The organism is Streptomyces brasiliensis, from assembly GCF_014647875.1.
GTDB classification, from domain to species: domain Bacteria; phylum Actinomycetota; class Actinomycetes; order Streptomycetales; family Streptomycetaceae; genus Streptomyces; species Streptomyces brasiliensis.
On the sequence record NZ_BMQA01000008.1, the window covers coordinates 147,748 to 166,830 of the forward strand.

14 protein-coding genes and 2 tRNA genes are annotated in these 19,083 nt (G+C 70.6%); 7 read left to right on the plus strand and 9 right to left on the minus strand.

Annotated features, from left to right (window positions below):
- Positions 1 to 20 precede the first annotated feature (20 nt).
- Entirely contained in the window at positions 21 to 779 is a 759-nt protein-coding gene (locus IEZ19_RS15130; protein WP_189311703.1) for an IclR family transcriptional regulator, read from the plus strand.
- 94 nt (positions 780 to 873) lie between these two features.
- A tRNA-Lys gene (locus IEZ19_RS15135) sits at positions 874 to 947 on the plus strand.
- A 111-nt stretch (positions 948 to 1,058) separates the two neighbouring features.
- On the opposite strand, the gene IEZ19_RS15140 is transcribed toward IEZ19_RS15135, so the two are convergent.
- From IEZ19_RS15140 to IEZ19_RS15155, 4 genes are all read right to left on the minus strand, one after another.
- Complete coding sequence (locus IEZ19_RS15140) at positions 1,059 to 1,520, minus strand: DUF3592 domain-containing protein (protein ID WP_189311704.1); 462 nt, start codon at positions 1,518 to 1,520, stop codon at positions 1,059 to 1,061.
- Positions 1,521 to 1,695: 175 nt separating this feature from the next.
- Positions 1,696 to 2,301: a lytic polysaccharide monooxygenase auxiliary activity family 9 protein gene (locus tag IEZ19_RS15145; RefSeq protein ID WP_189311705.1), complete on the minus strand. Its 606-nt coding sequence runs from the start codon at positions 2,299 to 2,301 to the stop codon at positions 1,696 to 1,698.
- A gap of 126 nt (positions 2,302 to 2,427) precedes the next feature.
- Positions 2,428 to 3,552: an SPFH domain-containing protein gene (locus IEZ19_RS15150; protein ID WP_189311706.1), complete on the minus strand. Its 1,125-nt coding sequence runs from the start codon at positions 3,550 to 3,552 to the stop codon at positions 2,428 to 2,430.
- Positions 3,553 to 3,594: 42 nt separating this feature from the next.
- The gene (locus IEZ19_RS15155; protein ID WP_189311707.1) at positions 3,595 to 4,881 is read right to left on the minus strand and encodes a peptidoglycan-binding protein; all 1,287 of its coding nucleotides are present in this window, start codon (positions 4,879 to 4,881) and stop codon (positions 3,595 to 3,597) included.
- Between the two features lie 186 nt (positions 4,882 to 5,067).
- Between IEZ19_RS15155 and IEZ19_RS15160 the strand changes: the two genes are divergently transcribed.
- The 4 genes from IEZ19_RS15160 to glxA all read left to right on the plus strand — a co-directional run bounded on the left by IEZ19_RS15160 (position 5,068) and on the right by glxA (position 10,468).
- Positions 5,068 to 5,141 (plus strand) — tRNA-Lys (locus IEZ19_RS15160).
- Between the two features lie 399 nt (positions 5,142 to 5,540).
- Positions 5,541 to 6,269, plus strand: coding sequence for a FadR/GntR family transcriptional regulator (locus tag IEZ19_RS15165; protein WP_189311708.1), 729 nt, complete (start codon positions 5,541 to 5,543; stop codon positions 6,267 to 6,269).
- Between the two features lie 312 nt (positions 6,270 to 6,581).
- A complete protein-coding gene (locus tag IEZ19_RS15170; protein ID WP_189311709.1) occupies positions 6,582 to 8,534 on the plus strand; it encodes a glycosyltransferase family 2 protein in 1,953 nt (650 codons plus the stop codon).
- Positions 8,531 to 10,468, plus strand: a complete 1,938-nt coding sequence (gene glxA, locus IEZ19_RS15175) for a radical copper oxidase GlxA (protein ID WP_189311710.1) — start codon at positions 8,531 to 8,533, stop codon at positions 10,466 to 10,468. Before IEZ19_RS15170 ends, glxA begins: the two co-directional genes overlap by 4 nt.
- 70 nt (positions 10,469 to 10,538) lie before the next feature.
- Here glxA and IEZ19_RS15180 read toward each other — a convergent pair whose 3' ends face one another.
- Together IEZ19_RS15180 and IEZ19_RS15185 are read right to left on the minus strand one after the other, a co-directional pair.
- Positions 10,539 to 14,309 (minus strand): S8 family serine peptidase, encoded by a 3,771-nt coding sequence (locus tag IEZ19_RS15180; RefSeq protein WP_229840346.1) that lies wholly within the window; start codon positions 14,307 to 14,309, stop codon positions 10,539 to 10,541.
- A 339-nt stretch (positions 14,310 to 14,648) separates the two neighbouring features.
- On the minus strand, positions 14,649 to 15,671 hold the full coding sequence (locus tag IEZ19_RS15185; RefSeq protein ID WP_189311711.1) for a glycoside hydrolase family 6 protein: 1,023 nt from the start codon (positions 15,669 to 15,671) through the stop codon (positions 14,649 to 14,651).
- 116 nt (positions 15,672 to 15,787) lie between these two features.
- On the opposite strand from IEZ19_RS15185, the gene IEZ19_RS15190 reads away from it, so the two are divergent.
- Positions 15,788 to 16,609, plus strand: coding sequence for a GAF and ANTAR domain-containing protein (locus IEZ19_RS15190; RefSeq protein WP_308428968.1), 822 nt, complete (start codon positions 15,788 to 15,790; stop codon positions 16,607 to 16,609).
- A 263-nt stretch (positions 16,610 to 16,872) separates the two neighbouring features.
- Here IEZ19_RS15190 and IEZ19_RS15195 read toward each other — a convergent pair whose 3' ends face one another.
- The 3 genes from IEZ19_RS15195 to IEZ19_RS15205 all read right to left on the minus strand — a co-directional run bounded on the left by IEZ19_RS15195 (position 16,873) and on the right by IEZ19_RS15205 (position 19,018).
- Positions 16,873 to 17,535 carry a class F sortase gene (locus IEZ19_RS15195; protein WP_189311712.1) on the minus strand — a complete coding sequence of 221 codons (663 nt, stop codon included), beginning with the start codon at positions 17,533 to 17,535 and terminating at the stop codon, positions 16,873 to 16,875.
- A gap of 14 nt (positions 17,536 to 17,549) precedes the next feature.
- Entirely contained in the window at positions 17,550 to 18,101 is a 552-nt protein-coding gene (locus IEZ19_RS15200; protein ID WP_189311713.1) for a hypothetical protein, read from the minus strand.
- Positions 18,102 to 18,238: 137 nt separating this feature from the next.
- Positions 18,239 to 19,018: an HAD-IIA family hydrolase gene (locus IEZ19_RS15205; protein WP_189311714.1), complete on the minus strand. Its 780-nt coding sequence runs from the start codon at positions 19,016 to 19,018 to the stop codon at positions 18,239 to 18,241.
- Positions 19,019 to 19,083: the final 65 nt, after the last annotated feature.

Consider the following 19,083-nt stretch of genomic DNA (forward strand, 5'->3'; position numbering starts at 1 on the left):
GCGAGCGCAGGGGGACAACCGTGGCGCTGATGCACGAGCCGACCGTCCCGTACCACTCGGCACAGGACGCCCTGCGCGTCCTCGAGACCGTGGCCGAGCACGCCACCGGTCTCACCGACACCGAGCTGGCCGGCCACACCGGCCTCGGCCCCGAGCGGCTGGCCGGCCTGCTGCGCATGCTGCGTCGTGAGGGGTACGTCGAGCAGGTCGCCGACGGCGCGTACGTCACCGGGGAGGCCCTGCGCCGTCTCGTTTGCGCGCACGACCGGGAGGCGGCGCTCACCGAGAAGCTCCAGCGCACCCTCGTGCGGCTGCGGGACTCGGTGGGCGCCGCGGTCTATCTGAGCCGGTACGTCGACGGCGAGGTCAAGGTCACCCAGTACGCCGACGGCCCGGCCATGCCCGCGGTCAACGAGTGGGTCGACTTCCGCTACTCCGCGCACGCCACGGCGGTCGGCAAGAGCCTGCTGACCCAGCTCGACCACAACGCCCGGCGCGACCACCTCTCCCGGCACAAGATGGCCCGCCTCACCTCGCACACCATCACCAGCGACAAGCTGCTGCTGTCCCGCCTGGACTCGCAGCCGCCGACGGTGCCCGTCCTGGACCTCCAGGAGTACGCGATCGGCACGGTGTGCGCGGCGGTGCCGATCACGGCGGGCTCGTCGGTGGGCTGTCTGGCGCTGTCGCTCCCGGTGGAGCACGCACACCGGCTGAAACAGGCCGCGGACGCGCTGAACCGGAACGCGGCGCCGGTGCTGCTGTCGCTCGCGATCTAGGACCCGCCCGAGCGGAAACGTGGTCGGAAGCACCCGTCCGGACCAGGTAGTATTTTCTTCGTCGCCGACCGCGAGAGCGGACGGCGGGAGTCATGCGCCGCTAGCTCAGTTGGTTAGAGCAGCTGACTCTTAATCAGCGGGTCCGGGGTTCGAGTCCCTGGCGGCGCACGATAGCGATGGCGAGGAGTGATCACTCCTCGCCATCGTTGTTCTTGCACGGCTTCGCCGCGCGTCGAGGGGGTTCCGCCACCCACACCCCCGGGCCTCCGGCACCCGGCGCTACGGCATCCGCTCCTGGACGGCCGAAATCATCAGATGGGCGGCGATCATGAAGCTCAGGCAGCCCAGGATGAACACGCCGAGGCAGCCCACCAGGCAGCCGGTGCCCGCCGCGAGCTTGCCGGGGGCCGGGCGGTGCGCCGTGGCGTGCTCGGGGTGCTGCGGCACGTAGTGGACGGTGACGATGTCGCCCGTGAGCACGGTCGCCGGGCCGTTCTCCTCGTCGAAGCGGACGGTACGGCCGTCGTGGGTGATGAACTCGTAGACGTGGTGCATCGTCGTGTGCACCATCGAGTCGCCGCCGCCGCTGGTCGTCGTGTACGTCCGCAGACAGCGGCCCGGTGCCGTGACCCCGCTGTTCCAGGCGGCGCTGATCCGCCGGGAACGGCCGAGGACCCTGGAGATGCCGTACCCCGCGGCGGCGATCATGAGCACGGGTATGACGTAGAACAGAGCTTCCATGAGATCCCCCGAGACCGACCGCTGCGCCGGTCCCCTGGCGGCCGGCGTGTCGGGTATGTACCCGCTGCGTGCCACCGGGTCGCTCAAGCCAAGCTCAGAAAAAACGGCGTGCGATCAGCGGGAACGCGCGCCGGCACCGCCGCCCCGGCGCGCGCTGAGCCGTCTCGGGCCGGGATCAGAACGTGACGTCGGAGCAGGCGTAGAACGCGTTGCCCGTGTCGGCGATCGTCCAGACCGCGAGAATGACGTGATGGCCGCTGAGGCCGGTGGGCAGCGTGCCGCTGTGCGAGAGCGTGGACGGCGGGCGCTGACCGTTGTACGGCACCGTGAGGAACGGCGTCGTGTTGAGGTCCGAGCGGGCGAGTGCGTGGTTCTGGTTCCAGCCCGGCTTGGTGACGTAGTACTTGAAGTCGGTCGTCGCGTGCATGGCCGTGAACTGCCAGCGGAACGTGTAGCCCTGACCGCCCGTCACCTTCGTCGTCGGCCAGGCGCCGCCGGACGGCGCCGTCGGCGAGCTGAGCTGGGCGAACTCACTGTGTCCGCCGTTGCAGATCTGGCCGTCGGCGGGACCGGCCGCCGGGAAGCCCTTCGGGCCCTCGACGCTCTGCGGCTCCCACTGGATGGAACCGCAGTTCGTCACCGTGCCGTTCTGGCAGAGCTTCTGCCTGCTGACGGGGAGATCGGTGTAGCCGTGACCGCTGGCACCGCCGGACGAGAGCACCAACGCTCCGACGGTGGCCAGACCCACCACGGCGGCGGACAACTTGGCCTGTGTGCGCATGCTGCCGCTCCTGGAGAACGTGGGGGAAGTTCAGTGAGCTGTGCAGGTCTAGACCAAGTCCCAGAATATTGCCGTTAGTTGACCGTGTCCATATCAAAGACGTGTCCATGCCGATGGACGCCCCTTTCACGGCACCGGCTGCGCCCTCCCCGAGCAGAACGCGACCGTCAGGTCCCGCACCAGCACCTTGCGCTCGTAGTCGTCGAGTTCGACCAGGCCGCGCATCGTCAGCCGGGTCACCGTGTCCTCCACCGAGTCCACGACCGAGGTGAGCATGCTGGCCCGCTGCCGGGCGTCGAGCGCGGCGATCCGGCGGCGGTGCATCGCGGCGGCCACCTCCGGGGCGTACTCCACCCGGACCGGCTGCACCGAGAACACCTCGAGCCCGACCGCCCCGGCCTCCACCGCCACCAGCCGGGTCAGCGCATCCTGTGCCGCCCGCGCCGAACCCCGTGTCACACCCGGCATCTCCACCGGCACCCTGGCCAGCGCCGCCTCCACGCACTCGCGCAGATACCTCTCGTGGTCCTCGACCCCGAGCACGGCCCGCGCCGTGTCCCGCACCCGCCACACCACGAGCACCACGACCCGCAGTGCGACTCCATTGCCGTCGGCCGCCGGCATCGGCTCGCTGCGCCAGTGCCGCAGCCGTACGTCGACCCTGCGGCGCAGCACCAGCGGGTTGACCCACATCAGGCCGGTGCGGCGGACCGTGCCCCGGTAGCGGCCGAACAGGCCGAGCACCCAGGCCCGCCCGGTCGCGCCGCGCGCCAGTCCGCCGAAGCCGAACAGGCCGAGCGCCCCGGCTCCGGCGTACGCCGCCCACTGGGCCGGGCCCGGACCGGCGCCCGCGGTCGCCGGCAGGCGCATCGCCTCCACCGCGAGCGGCGGCAGCACTCCCGCCCACCACGAGGTGGCCAGGCACCCGGCAACCCCGCTCACTCCGGCGAGCACGCCCGCCGCGCCGGGCAGCACGCGCGCCGGCCGCTCCACCAGTTCGGGGTCCACCTCGGCGGCCGGCCGGGCCTGCACCGGGGCGGGGCGTCGCAGCCGCGGCTGTTCCCCGGTGCCCTGTCGACGCGCCACCACGGCCGGCTTGAGCGGCACCGACACCGGGGCGGGGTCGTCGCGGAACAGCAGATGGACGGGGATCTCAGTGGTCACCTCGTTGTGGATGAGCCGGGCGGGCCGCACCGGTCCGCCGTCCGTGGGCCCCTCGGACTCGGGCATATGTGAAGTGGTCGTGCTCATACCTGCCTCCAGCCTCCGCGCCAGATGTGTCAGGAAATCGGGTCAGGAGAACAGCCGCCGCCAGGTCTCGGGACCGGGATAGCCGTCCGCCGCGCCACCGCGCCAGCCCTGGGCGCGCTGGAAGGCCTCGACGGCCCGCCGGTCCGCCTCGCCCCAGCGCGGTCCGGGACCGGTGGTGTAGTAGCGGCCGTACCCCTTCTTCACCAGCTGCTTGCCGAGCTGGTTGACGTAGTCGTTGACCGCGCCCGGTCGGAACATGTTCTTGCCGGGGTAGCCCGGGACGCCGTTCGAGGAGGGTGCGCCCACCTTCGGGATCGACTTGCCCTTGCCGGTGGCCAGCAGCTCCCAGGTACGTGGCCCCGGCAGTCCGTCCGCGGCCGCGCCGCTCCAGCCCTGCGCCTTCTGGAACGCCTGGGTCGCCCGCCGGTCCGCTTCCGACCAGCGCGGTCCGGGACCCTGCGTGTAGTACGACCCGGCACCGCGCGCGACGAGCATCTCACCGAACTGGGTGACGTACTTGTTGTTGGCCCCCGGACCGAAGTACGAGGCACCCGGGAACGGGCCGGCCTTGGTGCCCGTGCCGGACTGCGCACCCGCGGTGCCGGACGTCACGCCCTTGTAGCGGTAGGGGACGTACTTGCTGGAGTGGCTCCAGTAGGCGTAAGGGGTGGCCAGCTTCCGTGCCTTCGGGGGTGTCTGCTCGTAGGCGGTGTAGTAGGTGTGCGTGTAGTCGGTCCAGCCGCCGAAGATGACGACGTGCGAGCCCTTCTGCGGGTCGGCGGTGTTGTGGAAGAGGAGCATGTCGCCCGGTTGGAGGTCCACCTTCTTGATCTTCACGCCGAACTGACCGAGGCTCCCCGTCCACTCGTTGCCGGGCAGGCCCCAGGCCATCGAGACGAAGCCCGAGCAGTCCTGCCGGTACCCGTCGGACCAGTACTTGGACACGCTGTACGGCACCTTGGCGGTGATCCAGGTCTTGGCCCGGTTGATGATCTCCGCGCGGGTGGTCGCGGGCAGCGTGGCCGGGGTGCCGGGCTTGCCGCCGACGCCGTGCAGCGGGGCCTTGGTGCCCTGAGGGGTGTCGGGCTCGGGGTCCACCGGGACGGCCGGGCGGTGAGAGGCGAGCGGGGCGGCCGCCAGGGCGGTGCCCGTGTGGCCCGCTCCGAGGGCGGCGGACGTGGCGGCGGCCACGACCAGGGCATGGCGGGCGGCCGGGTGACCGCCGAACCGGCCCGGCAGTGAGCGCGGGCTCACCTGCCGCCAGTGAGCGCATCCGGGGCAGTCGCAGTCGCTCGCAGGATCGAATTCCTCGAAGACCGGAGCCGCCATGAGACCCCTCTCACATTCCGTGTTGAAATGTTCGTGTCTGTGCACATTGGTCAGTTTGTCAACTGTCGTCCCGACGCGCATGCTGACGGTCCGAATGATGTACGGCGCGCGTCGCGCGGGCCTCGCCCCGGTGACCGGCGGTCCGGAGCACGCTCCGGGGTCCGGTAGAGTTCTCGCTGCCAGCAGGCGCCGCTAGCTCAGTTGGTTAGAGCAGCTGACTCTTAATCAGCGGGTCCGGGGTTCGAGTCCCTGGCGGCGCACGATGGCGATGGCGAGGCATGTTCGCGAACACCGCGAACCTCCTCGCCATCGTTGTCTTTGGACCACTTCGCCGCGCGTTGCGGGGGCTTCGCCACCCGCACCCCCACACCCCGCTGACCGTAAGCCGTGAGGTCCGCGGGGTTCGAGCGGCGGCGCACGATGACGACGGCGAGGCACGTTCGCGAACACCGCGAACCAACCTCGCCATCGTTGTTCTTGCGCGGCTTCGCCGCGCGTCATGGGGGCTTCGCCACCCACACCCCTCCGGCCGGGGCCGCGGTGACCGGAGTCATGAGGCCGGACCACGAAAAACCTCTCGCGGGAGCGGGTGCGTATGTCCGGAATCCCGCTTGACCGGAACCAGGTCCTCCCCCCGAATGGCCGGATACCCTCTGGCCATGGCTGCCCGTGACCTGCAGGAGCGGATCAAGAAGCTCATCGTCGACCGGCGACTGCCCTCCGGGGCGCCGCTGCCGACCGAGCCCGAGCTGATGCGCTTCCTGGGCGCCAGCCGGAACTCGGTGCGCGAGGCGCTGAAGGCCCTCCAGGCGATGGGCATCGTGGAGATCCGGCACGGCTTCGGCACGTATGTCGGCCCGATGTCCCTCGCCCCGATGATCGAGGGCCTCGCCTTCCGCACGGTCGCCGGGCACTACCGCGGCGAGGACTCCCTGCTCCAGTTGCTCGAACTGCGCGAGGCGGTGGAGACGGGACTGGTCTCCCGACTGGCCGGGCGGCTGCCGGAACGGGACCTGAGTGAACTGACGGCGCTCGTCGACCGTATGGATCGGCAGGCCGAGCAAGGTGCCGGCCTCGCCGAGACCGACCGCGCGTTTCACGCCACCCTCTACCGGGGGCTGGACAACGCTCTGCTGAGCGAGGTCCTGGAGGCGTTCTGGGACGCCTTCCACCGCGTGCAGCGGGACCTGGTGGTCGTACCGCACGACCCCTGGGTCACCTGCCGGCAGCACCGGGAGATCCTGGACGCGGTCCGGTCCGGCGATTCCATACGCGCGGAGGAGGCCATAAGAGACCACTTCGGCCACGTCCGTGCCCGCCTGGCGCCGGTCGACACCACGGATCCACAGGACCCCACACGCGCCACAATGAGCGCGTATGACCGGTAACCACCGCGTTTCGCATCTTGCGATCAAGATGAATGCCGTAGAAGCCTGGTTGCTCAAGATGCTGTGGATTCGCGGCACTTGGGGGGTAGATAGGTAGCCGGTTGCCGACTCCGCGGGGAGACGGGGCCCCGTTCAAGAGACGATGCCGAGGGGGGCACCATGCAACCGGAAGGGGGCCGTCCCATGTCTATAAGGGGTGGAAGGTGTGGTGACTGCGGCCCACCACTGACACGTCTGTGAAGGCCGAGGGGCACCTGAGCGGGCGGAAGGAACCGACAGACACGCGGTGACCTGCGTGCAGGGGGATGACTCATGACGTCGACGCCGAACGGCGCCCGGCAGGACTTCGACCCGTCACAGACCACACAGCTCAGGGTGCCTTCGCACCGGACCGGGAACACGGGGACGTTCCGCCGGATCAAGAAGAATCTGCCGAGATACGACTACGAGCACTACAGCCGGCTGGCAGGTCCCCTCACCCAGCCCGCCCCGGACAAGCCGTACACGGTGCAGTACCGCTCGCTGCTGTCGCAGGAACCGCACCGCATACGGGCCGCGCTGATGCTGGGCGCGGCACCACTGCTGTCGCTGGTCCTGCTGGCCTGGCTGCTCCAGCCCGAGCACTGGACCGAACGCGACTACCCCGCCTACGACTTCCTGCCCGCGCTCGACATCGTGATGCTGGTCTCGATCGGTCTGATCGAGTTCTTCCGCTGTATGAACGTGCTGTCGAACGCGCACGCCACGCTGGTCGCCCGCGACCCGGTCCCGGTGGTCCCGGAGACCGGCACGCGCGTCGCCTTCCTCACCTCCTTCGTGCCCGGCAAGGAGCCGCTGGAGATGGTGACCAAGACCCTGGAGGCGGCCGTGCGGCTGCGCCACCGGGGCCTGTTGCACGTCTGGCTGCTCGACGAGGGCGACGACCCGGCGGTCAAGGAGGTCTGCGCCCGGCTCGGCGTGCACCACTTCACCCGCAAGGGCGTCGAGCGGTGGAACCGGCCCAAGGGCGCCCACCGCGCAAAGACCAAGCACGGCAACTACAACGCGTGGCTCGAGGCGCACGGCGACGCCTACGACTTCTTCGCCTCCGTCGACACCGACCATGTGCCGCTGCCCAACTACCTGGAGCGGATGCTCGGTTACTTCCGCGACCCGGACGTCGGCTTCGTCATCGGCCCGCAGGTGTACGGCAACTACGACACGTTCGTCACCAAGGCCGCCGAGTCGCAGCAGTTCCTCTTCCACGCGCTGATCCAGCGCGCGGGCAACCGGTACGGCGCACCGATGTTCGTCGGCACCTCCAACGCCGTACGCATCCGGGCGATCAAGCAGATCGGCGGCCTGTACGACTCGATCACCGAGGACATGGCCACCGGGTTCGAGATGCACCGCGCCAAGAACCCGGCGACAGGGCGGAAATGGAAGTCGGTCTACACCCCGGACGTGCTCGCCGTCGGCGAGGGGCCGGGCGCCTGGACGGACTTCTTCACCCAGCAGCTGCGCTGGTCACGGGGGACGTACGAGACGATCCTCAAGCAGTACTGGAAGGGCCTGTTCTCGCTGCCGCCGGGCAAGCTCTTCAACTACACGATGTTGATCATCTTCTATCCGATGTCCGCCCTCAACTGGATCCTCGCGGCGCTCAGTTGCGCGCTGTTCCTGGGCCTCGGCGCATCGGGCGTGAACATCGACCCGACCGTGTGGCTGATGCTCTACGGCAACGCCTCCGCGCTCCAGATCGGCCTGTACGTCTGGAACCGCCGGCACAACGTCTCCCCGCACGAGCCGGAGGGCTCCGGTGGCGTCGCCGGCATGGTGATGTCCGCCCTGTCGGCGCCGATCTACGCCCGCTCGCTGATGGACGCCGTGCTGCGCCGCAAGAGCAAGTTCGTGGTGACGCCCAAGGGGGAGTCGGCCAGCCCCGACACACTGTTCGGGACGTTCCGGATCCACTGGTTCTTCATCCTGGTCTTCGGCGGCTCGCTCGCCGCCGGTTTCGTCTTCGGGCACTCGCACCCGGCGATGATCACGTGGGCCGCCTTCGCCATGCTCATCACGGCCGCGCCCGTCTTCGCCTGGCGGTACACGCTGCGACAGGAGCGGAAGAAGCCCGCCGCCGCGCTGCCGGCCGAGCCGCAGGACGCGGTGCCGGCGCCGTACGCGGCGCACGCCCCGCAGCAGCGACCGCAGTGGGCCGCCTCGCACGGGGGCAACGACCAGACCATGCAGATCGCCATGGGTGGACTTGGGGGACGTAAGGAATGAACGACAGTGCCGGTCGCCGCCGTGTTCGCCGACTCGCGATAGGCACGGCGGTGGTACTCGCGCTGGCCGGGATGAACGGGCCGTGGCTGTACCGCTTCGGGACCGGAAAATACCACCAGTACAAGATCAACAAGTCCGAGTACAAGGCCGCGAACGGCCATTGGGACATCATCGAGTTCCCGGAGGAGTACCGCCAGGACACCATCCACGCGGCGCTCCTGCACACCGGCAAGGTGCTGCTGATCGCGGGCTCGGGCAACAACCAGGACAACTTCGACGCGAAGAAGTTCGACACCCGGATCTGGGACCCGGTCAAGGGCACGATCAAGAAGGTGCCCACGCCGAGCGACCTGTTCTGCACCGGCCACACCCAACTCGCCAACGGCAACCTGCTGATCGCGGGCGGTACGAAGCGGTACGAGAAGCTGAAGGGCGACGTCACCAAGGCCGGCGGGCTGATGGTGGTGCACAACGAGAACCCGGACGAGCCGATCACGCTGCCCGCGGGAACGGCGTTCACCGGCAAGGAGAACGGCAAGACCTTCGTGTCGAAAGACCCCGTCCTGGTGCCGCGCGCGAAGAAGGTCTTCGACCCGGGGACCGGCGCGTTCCTGCGCAACGATCCCGGTCTCGGCCGTATCTACGTCGAGGCCCGGCAGAGCGGCGCCGAGTACGAGACCGGCACCCAGGACAACTACCGCGTGCAGGGCCTCTCCGGGGCCGACGCGCGCAACACGTACGGCATCGCGCAGAAGCTCGCGCTCGACAAGAAGGACTTCCAGGGGATCCGGGACGCCTACGAGTTCGACCCGGTCGCAGAGAAGTACATCAAGGTCGACCCGATGAACGAGGCGCGCTGGTATCCGACGCTGACGACCCTGTCGGACGGGAAGATCCTCAGCGTCTCGGGCCTGGACGACATCGGGCAGTTGGTGCCGGGCAAGAACGAGGTCTTCGATCCCGGGACGAAGAAGTGGACGTACACGCCGAAGATCCGGCAGTTCCCGACCTACCCGGCACTGTTCCTGATGGAGAACGGGAGGATCTTCTACTCGGGCTCCAACGCGGGCTACGGTCCGGACAACGTGGGCCGCGACCCCGGCATCTGGGACGTGGACACCAACAAGTTCACCAAGCTGCCCGGGCTGAGCGACGCGAACATGATGGAGACGTCCGGGACGGTGCTGCTGCCGCCGGCACAGGACGAGAAGTACATGGTGATCGGCGGGGGCGGCGTCGGTGAGTCCGAGCTGTCGAGCAAGAAGACGCGGCTGATCGATCTCAAGGCGGCCCGGCCGAAGTTCGTGGACGGGCCGTCGCTGGAGAAGGGCACGCGGTATCCGCAGTCGTCGATCCTGCCCGACGACACGGTGCTCGTGTCGGGCGGTTCGCGGGACTACCGGGGGCGCGGCGACTCCAACATCCTGCAGGCACGGCTGTACCACCCCGACAGCAACAGCTTCACGCAGGTCGCCGACCCGCTGGTCGGCCGGAACTACCACTCCGGGTCGATCCTTCTGCCGGACGGGCGCGTGATGTTCTTCGGCTCGGACTCGCTGTATGCGGACAAGGCGAACACGAAGCCGGGGAAGTTCGAGCAGCGGATAGAGATCTACACGCCGCCGTATCTCTACCGAGGTACTCAGCCGTCGTTGTCCGGCGGGCCGGAGTCGATCGCCCGGGGTGCGTCAGGGACGTTCTCGTCCCGGCACGCTGCCACGATCAAGAAGGTGCGGTTGATTCGACCGAGCGCGTCCACGCATGTGACGGACGTCGATCAGCGCTCCGTCGCCCTGGACTTCAAGACGTCCGGGGACAAGATCACGGTGACGGTGCCGGAGGACCGGAATCTGGTGCAGTCGGGGTGGTACATGCTGTTCGTGGACGACGACCAGGGGACGCCGTCGAAGGCACGGTGGGTGAGGATTCCTTAGGACGTCGTGACCCGTCGATGCGCCGGTTGCGCCGCGGACCCCGGGGCGGGGTCCGCGGCGCAACCGCGGGTCACCTCAGGCCGAACGCCCGGACGACCGACTGCGTGACGGAGTCCCCCACATCGTCCTTCGCGGTCGTACGCAGCGAGACGAACGAGGCCGTGCCCGGCGCGTTCAGGGTTCCGCGCCAGGCGCCGTTCCGCTTGCGGGCGTCGAGACGGTGCCAGGTCGCACCGTCGTCATAGGAGACCTCCACCTCGACGGAGGAGATCTGCGCGTCGCCCGTGACCGAAGGGGTGACCGTGAGGTCCGACCGGCGGCCGGCCTTCCCGGCCGCATCGAGGTCGACGCCGTAGTCGAGCTGCACCAGCGGCAGAGTCTTGTTGTCCGCCTCCGCGGAGAAGAAGCCCCACTCGGTGTGCGTGCTCGTGCTGTAGGGGCTGAACACCGGGTCTCCCCTGGTGTCCGCGACCAGCCGGTAGGGCAGCCGCTCCGGCGACAGGTTCCCGCCGTAGACGGACGGGTAGTCGGCCTGGCCGAGCAGCCTGTCGCCCTGGTAGAGCGACACCTGCTGGGTCAGCCCGTTGCCGTACGGCGCGTACCCGGCGTGCGCGGTACCGGCGTCGCCCCAGCCGGGGACGGACATGAACATGAAGTCCCCGTTGCGCACGGGAAGGTTCGTGCCGAGCATGCGCGGGCGCAGGACGGGCGCGAACCAGGTGTCCTGCTGCGTGCTGCCGGGCTGGTACGCGACCGGGTCCTGCTGGGAATCGGTCCAGCCGCGGATCTGTGCCGACTGCTGCCACTTGACGCCGCCGTCGGTGGAGACCCAGTCGGTGCGCCGCCCGGGGGCGACGGGTTCGGGGGCCAGGGTCCAGCCTGGGCCGGTGAGGTAGGGCGGGATGTCCGCCCGCGCCTCGGTGGCGTCGGACCCCGGGCGCTGCCCGAAGGTCAGGTCGATCCGGGCCAGGTTCCGGTCGTCGGCCCGCAGGGTCTGATCGGCGCCGACGGCGCCCACCTGGTAGCGGTTCAGGTCGTACACGTAGGAGGGTGCGGGGTGGGACTCCACCTTGATCGTCACCTGATGGCCGCGGGCGGCGGCGATCGCCTTGATGAGCGCTTCGCCCTCGTCGGCGGTCACCGAGGCGACGGGCACCGGTCCGGCGGTCGCTCCGTCCTCGGCGCCGTACCAGCTCTCCAGGCGCCCCACGCCGTCGTTGACGACGAGCAGCAGCCGGACGCCGGCGCCGTGCGCGGCCGCGGACTGCTCGGCCGGGGACACCGTGTCGCTGCGCCGCACCACGGCGATCGCGCCGCGGGCGACGACGCCCGCGTAGTCGCCGGCCGCGCCGTCGCCCGCGAACACCCCGGGCGTCTTCGCGACCGAGCCGGGCAGCGGAGAGGCGCCCGGCTGGACCAGGACGTCGTCGAGATCCGTGCCGGCGTAGGACAGCGTGAGCGGGGCCTGCTCGGCGCGGATCCGGGTGGTGAACACGAAGCTGCCGCTGGTCACTTCGCTGTCCGACGGCTGTGCCCAGACGCTGTCGTAGGCGGGGTCGAGCAGGATGTTCTCCACCAGGGCCCGGTTGTCCGGCGCGGGCCGGGGCTCGGTGAACGAGCGGTAGTACTCGATCCGGGTCTGCGACGCGACGCTCGGCTTCGGCGTCAGGACGCGCACCTGGCGGGCCCTGGAGGCGTCGAAGGCGACGGTGGTATCGGCCGTCAGCTTCACCTCGGGGTCGCCCAGCAGGGCCGCGCCCAGGGAGTGCGGGCCGTGTGTCCCCTGCACCTCGGCGAACATCATCGCGGAGTAGGTGTCGGGTGCCAGGCGGACCGTCAGCGAGCCGCTGTCCGGGATCTGGTAGTACGTCACGGAGCCGTCCGACGCGCGGTGCAGCGAGACGAGGCCCGCCATCGGCCGGCCCGCACGGTCCTTGGCGGTGAGGGTGAGGCCGTATCGCTCGGGCTCGATGCTGACGGCCGCGGCGGTATGCGCGACGGGCGTGCCCGCGGCGTCGCGGGCGAGGACCTGCCCGGTCCAGGTGCCGGAGGCCATGCCTGCGGGGGAGACGACCACCGTCACCGAGGCGCTGCCGTGCGCGGGGACCGTGACCTGCTTCTGGCCCTCGGGGAGGGAGAACAGGCCGGCCGGCGACGTGCCCGCGTCCACCGCCAGGTCCAAAGTCACCGGTGAGTCGCCCGAGTTGGTGTAGGTGATGCGGCGGTCGATCGGGGCGGTGTCGTCGTGCGGCCACTGGACCAGGCCGCCGAAGACCGAGCCGGTGGCCGTCACCGTCGCGTGGACCGCGGCGGCGGCGTCGACGCGGCCCGACCCCGCCTGGTAGGCGGTGAAGTCGGGGGTCGGCTTGCTGGTGCTCATCAGAGCGTCCTTGAGCTGCTGCCCCGTCCAGTCGGGGTGCTGCTGCGCCAGCAGGGCGGCGGCGCCGGCGACGTGCGGGGTCGCCATGGAGGTGCCGCTCATCGTCGTGTAGTAGCCCTCACCTTCCGCCGAGTACTGCGAGCGGGCGGCGAGGATGTCCACGCCGGGGGCGGAGATGTCCGGCTTGAGGGCGTCGTCGCCCTCGCGGGGCCCGGCGCTGGAGAAGTAGGCCACTTGGTCGGAGGAGTCGACCGCGGCGACGGTCAGGGCCGCGTCGGCGGCACCGGGGGAGCCGACCGCGTAGGGGCTCTGGTAGGAGTTGCCGGCGGCGACGACGAACAGGGCCCCGGTCTCCGCGCTGAGCGCGTTCAGGCTCTGGCTCATCGGGTCGGTGCCGTCGCGACGTGCGGGGTCGCCCAGGCTCATACTGATGATCTTGGCGTGCTCGGTCCGGGCCGCCCACTCCATGCCCGCGATGACCCAGGAGTCCCGTCCGTTGCCGTTGTCGTCGAGGACCTTGCCGATGGCCAGGTCGGCGCCGGGGGCGACGCCCTTCTCCTTGCCGTCGGAGGCGGCGCCCGTGCCGGCGACGGTCGAGGCGGTGTGGGTGCCGTGGCCGTGGCGGTCCTCGACGTCGCTGTCGGGGACGAAGCTCTGCGTGTCGGTGACGCGGTCCGCCAGGTCGGGGTGGCGGGTGTCGACGCCGGTGTCCAGGACGGCCACCTTGACGCCGGCGCCGGTGGTGCCCTCGTTCCACACCTGCGGGGCACCGATCTGGGCGGTGGAGTCCGCGAGCGTGGCCCGGGCCTTGCCGTCCAGCCAGATCTTCGCGACGCCGTCCGCGAAGGCCGGGGCGTCGCTCCTGGCGGCCGCCGCCGTGCCGGACGGGGCCCCGGTCCCTGCGGTGAGGGCGGACCACAGACCGCGCGCCCTGGACCGATCGGCGGTGACCGCCTCGCCGCCCACGGAGGGCAGTGCCCGGTTCACCTTCACCCCCGGCAGGGCGGCCGCCTGGTCGCGGCGGAGTGCCGCGGACTCCTTGCGGTGGGAGACGATCAGGGGCAGTCCTGCGGCGTGCGCGTTGTCGTAGCCCTGGGCCACGAGCTGGGTGACGTCGAAGAGCCGCTTGTCGAGGAGCCCCGAGGCGACATAGGCCATGGCATCGTCGGGATAGACGTAGGTGTCCCCTCCCTCGGTGGAGGTGCGCACCGATCCGGTGGCCCCCGGCGGACGTTGGACGCTCACGGTGCCGGGCCGCCCACCGGCTCCCTTGGTGACGGTCACCTTGTCGCCGGTGATGAGGGTGACGACCGTGCTCGACGGCCGTGCTGACGCAGTCGGTGCGGCGAGCCGGGAAGGGTGCGCGTCGGCCTGGGCGGCCGTCGGCACGAGCGCGGCCAGTACGGCGGCTGAAGCGCCGAGTGCCACCAGGCCCGTTCTTCGGGCAGAGGGGTGATCCACCGTTCCTCCTTGAGGCTTGGTCGCCGAATTCGATCAGCTTCGATCAATGGAGAACAGGGGGCGTTGATCACCGGGCAGCGCCAAAGCACCGCAGCGGGGCGGCGATCGGGTCGGCGCAAGGCACGCGATCTGCTGCGTTTCCCGTCCGCGGGCGGAAGGCAAAGAACAGCGAAAAGTTCGCTACGCGGCGGTAGGCAACGCCTCCGGGCATCGACGGCGGGGGGTCAACCGCCGGACCCCGACCGCGACGTGTGAGCCGCTCGCGTCGAGGACCCGGTGTCCACCACCGTGGCCGTCAGGCGTCCGGAGTACTGGGGTGCGGGGCTGCGGGGCCTGCCGTCAGTCGGATTCCTTCGCCAGGTCGAGGGCGTAGGCCGGCCACCACTCCCCCGCCTTCGGACCGCCCTTGCACTCGCCGTCCGACTCACCCGGGCGTTTGACCCACAGGTACGCGTCCACCAGCGGGTCCGCCGTCTTCGCTGTCGGAGCCTCGCCGAGCGCCCGGCCCGGGGGGTTGCACCAGCGTTCGTCCGGATTGCCCTCCGTGTAGGGGCCGTTGCCGTTACGGCTCGTGTCGATCACGAAGTGTCTGCCGCCCACCTTCGACGAGAGCTGCTTGCCGTAGGCGATGGAGTCCTGGGTGGAGTAGAAGTTCGAGACGTTGACCGCGAAGCCGTCGGCCTGGTCCACGCCCGCCCACTGGAGCGGTTCGAAGATCTGGTCGGGATGGCCCCAGCCGACGTTGCCCGCGTCCAGGTACACCTTCGTGCTCTTCAGGGACTTCAGCTTGGCGATCGCGCCCTTGAGGAGGTCGTAGCGCTCCTCGTGGAACTCGTCCGAGGTGCAGCCGTTCACCAGGTGCAGTACGGCGTCCGGTTCGAGGACGACCAGCGCCGGACGGTCGCCGATGCCCCGGGCGACCCCGTCGATCCAGGCGCGGTAGGCGTTGCCGTCGGCCGCGCCGCCCTGCGAGTACTGGCCGCAGTCGCGGTGCGGGATGTTGTAGAGGACGAGCAGCGCCGTCCGGTCGGACCTCTTGGCGGCCTCGGTGAAGCCGCGCGCCTCCTGCTCCGGGTTCTCCGGCCCGATCCACTCCCCCGTCGGCTGCTCGGCGATCTTTCTGATCTGCTCGGCGTCGGACTTCGCCCCGCTCTTCGTATAAGTGGCGACCTGCCGGGCCGCGGTGCCGTCCGGGTTCACCCAGAACGGGTCGGCGCCCTTGGGCTGTTGAGTGATCTTCGCGCCCGCGTCGTCCGGCTTGTCCCCGTCGCCCGCGGAGGAACAACCGGCGACCAGCAGTGCCGCCCCCAGCACCACCGCGGTCGCCCGTGCCGGAGACAAGGCCCCCCTGCTGACGTACATCCAACTCCCCCCCGGGTGCACTCCGCCAAGTGCCAATCGTGACATACCCGCCGCGGCGGTCACGAGGTCGCACGGGCCTTGTCGGAGAGCTGTTACAGCCCTGCGCACATGGGTAGGTGCGCGCCTACGGGAGCCTCGACGCGGCGGCGGACGGTGAAGGGGAGTACGCGGTCATGCACCACACCGACCGGGAGATCCGGCTGGCAGCGGCCCTGGTGGAAGCGGCGGACACCCTCACCGAGGGCTTCGACAGGGGGCTGTATCTGCAACGCCTCGCGGACCACTGCGTGGAGCTGCTGTCCGCGCGGGCCGCCGGAGTGATGCTGATCGGCGCCGGGCGGGCGGTGACGCTGGCGGCCGGCTCGCGCCGGGAGGAGGTCGCACTGGAGCTGCTGGCGGCGCAGCACGGCGGCGGGCCCTGTCCGGACAGTTACGGCTCGGGCAGACCGGTGCCGCCGGTGTCCGTCCGGGCGGCCCACGAGGACGGCCGCTGGCCCCACTTCACCGAGCGGGCGCTGGCCCACGGCATCGCGACGACGTACGCGGTCCCGCTGCGCCGGCACGGGACCCTGCTCGGCGCGCTCAATGTGTTCGTGCCGGACGGCGGCGGAGCGGGCGACGCGGCGCTGCCGCTGGCCCAGGCGCTGGCGGACGCGGCGGCGCTCGGGCTGCACAACCAGCGGGCGTACGCCGAACACCGCACGCTGGCCAGGCAGTTGCAGGAGGCGCTGTCCAGCCGGGTGCGCATCGAGCAGGCCAAGGGCATGCTCGCCGAGCGCTGGCACACCACCGCCGACGACGCCTTCGCCGCGCTGCGTCAGTACGCACGGCGAAGGCGGGCGCCGCTCGATCTGGTCGTGCGAGCGGTCCTCGACCGGACCGCGGACGACACGGAGTTGCGCCGCGAGGCCGGTGGGGCGGGCAAGGGACCCACGTAGAGCCGTGGACCACCTGCGGAGATGACGGAGCGCGACCGACGCGGGACTTGACGTCACCATCCTCTAGGCCCGAGCGGCCCTGACGCTCTAGAGTCTTCCCAGACGGCCCCAGCCCCCGGCCGGCTGTTGACACACCGTGGCCTCCAGGCCTCCCGCGCCGATCGCCGGGTTACTCCCGCAACCCGAGCGCGCGCGGTCGAGGACCAGCCCGGCCGGCGACTTCGGGGGGAGCGTGTCGCCGGCCGGGCCAGGTGGGGGTGATCTCAGGCGCGGGCGCCCGTCAGATACGCCGACACCACCACGTTCGCCGAGTAGGTGCGGCTCTCCCGGTCGAAGGTGCCGCCGCAGGTGATCAGGCGGAGTTCGGCGCGGCCCGACTGGCCTGTGCCGTAGGCCTGCTCGGCGTCGAAGTCGTCGCGGGGCAGGACCCGGACGTCGTCCACGGTGAACTCGGCGACCTTGCCGTCGGAGCGGACCACCCGGACCGACTCGCCGGGCTCCATGGTGCTGAGTTTGTAGAAGACGGCCGGCTTGGTCTCGGTGTCGACGTGTCCCACCATCACCGCGGTTCCGGCGGCACCGGGCGTGGTCCCCGCCCGGTACCAGCCGACCACGTCGGGCTGGGAGAGCGGCGGCGGGTCCACCGCGCCCTGCGTGTCGAGTCCGCGGCCCACGACCGGTGCCTGCACGCCGAGTTCGGGGATGTCGATGCGCTGCGGCAGGGCGGCGTCCGCCAACGGTTTGGCCGGGGGCGGCAGTTCCGCGTCGGCGGGCCGTCCCACCGCGGCCACGTCACCGGACGTGGGCCCGGTTCCGAACCGTACGCCGGTCACCTCGCGGCCCCACAGCCACAGCCCGAGCAGCAGCATGGCCCAGGCCACGCAGGTCGTCAGCCGCCCGGCGCCGGAGCGATCACCGTCGGACATCGCGTGCCGTGCCCTCAGTCCTTGCCACAGCTGCGGCGGGCCCGGGGCAGGAGCCCGACGGCGAGCGCGGCGAGTCCTGCCAGCACGAGCCCGACGACGCCCTGTGTGGCGCCGGGTCCTTCGGAGCGGACGTCGACGGAGGCGAAGTGCGCGGCGGTGCCGCCGCCGCCCGCGGGCACCGGGGCGACAGGCGTGGACAAGGGTGACAGGGGGGACAGGGCGTCCGGGGTGAGCCCGGTGCCGGAGACCGTGACCGTGCTCTTGACCTGTGTGTCACCGCAGGTGATCCGCACGTCGTAGACGCCGGGGGTGGCCGTGCTGCGGATCCGGCCGTCGCCGCTGAGGGTGCCGTCGGTGCCCGAGAGGGCGGCGTCCGAGACGAACGCGTCGGAGACCGCCGTGGCCGTCCGCGTGGCGCAGCCGCTCACGCGGAGCGCGATGTCGCCGCCGGGGGCGGCGGACGACGGGGTGACCTGGACACCGCCTCCGTCCGCCGCGTGCGCCGTCGGGACGAGCGCGGCGGCGGCGAGGATTCCGGTACAGAGTGTGAGGCGTAGTGAGCCCATCGTGAACCTCCAGATATCTGGAGGCTCCCCCGCCGCTCACGCTCCCGCATCCTCGAGGGGCGTTCCGCTGCTCCGAACGGGTGGTGACGGGTTTCGGTCGTGATCTTCGGTGGCCGTCGGCGGCGGGGCCTGCCTGCTCAGATGCGGTCGACGAGGTCCGCGATGGAGTCGACGACCTGGGACGGCTTGTACGGGAAGTCCTCCACCTGCCCGGGCCGGGTCAGGCCGGTGAACACGAGGAACGTCTGCATCCCGGCCTCCATGCCGGCCAGGATGTCGGTGTCCATGCGGTCGCCGATCATCGCACTGGTCTCGGAATGGGCACCGATCGCGTTCAGGCCTGTGCGCATCATCAGCGGGTTCGGCTTGCCCGCGAAGTACGGCTTCTTGCTGGTGGCCTTGGTGATCAGCGCGGCGACGGCACCGGTGGCGGGCAGCGGGCCCTCGGTGGACGGGCCGGTCTCGTCCGGGTTGGTGGCGATGAAGCGGGCGCCGCCCTGGATGAGCCGTACGGCCTTGGTCATGGCCTCGAAGGAATACGTGCGCGTCTCGCCGAGGACGACGTAGTCGGGCTCGTGGTCGGTGAGGATGTAGCCGATGTCGTGCAGCGCGGTCGTCAGGCCCGCCTCGCCGATGACGTAGGCGCTGCCGCCGGGGCGCTGGTCGTCCAGGAACTTGGCGGTGGCCAGGGCCGAGGTCCAGATGTTCTCGACCGGCACGTCCAGACCCATATGGCTCAGCCGCGCGTGCAGGTCGCGCGGGGTGTAGATGGAGTTGTTGGTGAGGACGAGGAAGGGGCGGCCGGACTCACGCAGTCTCTTGAGGAACGCGTCGGCGCCGGGGATGGGAACGCCCTCGTGGATGAGCACACCGTCCATGTCGGTGAGCCATGACTCGATGGGCTTGCGTTCAGACATCTGCCGTCTCCTGCCGTACGCGGAACTGCGTGAGTCCAGCCTAGATGCAGCGCGGATCTTGGGGA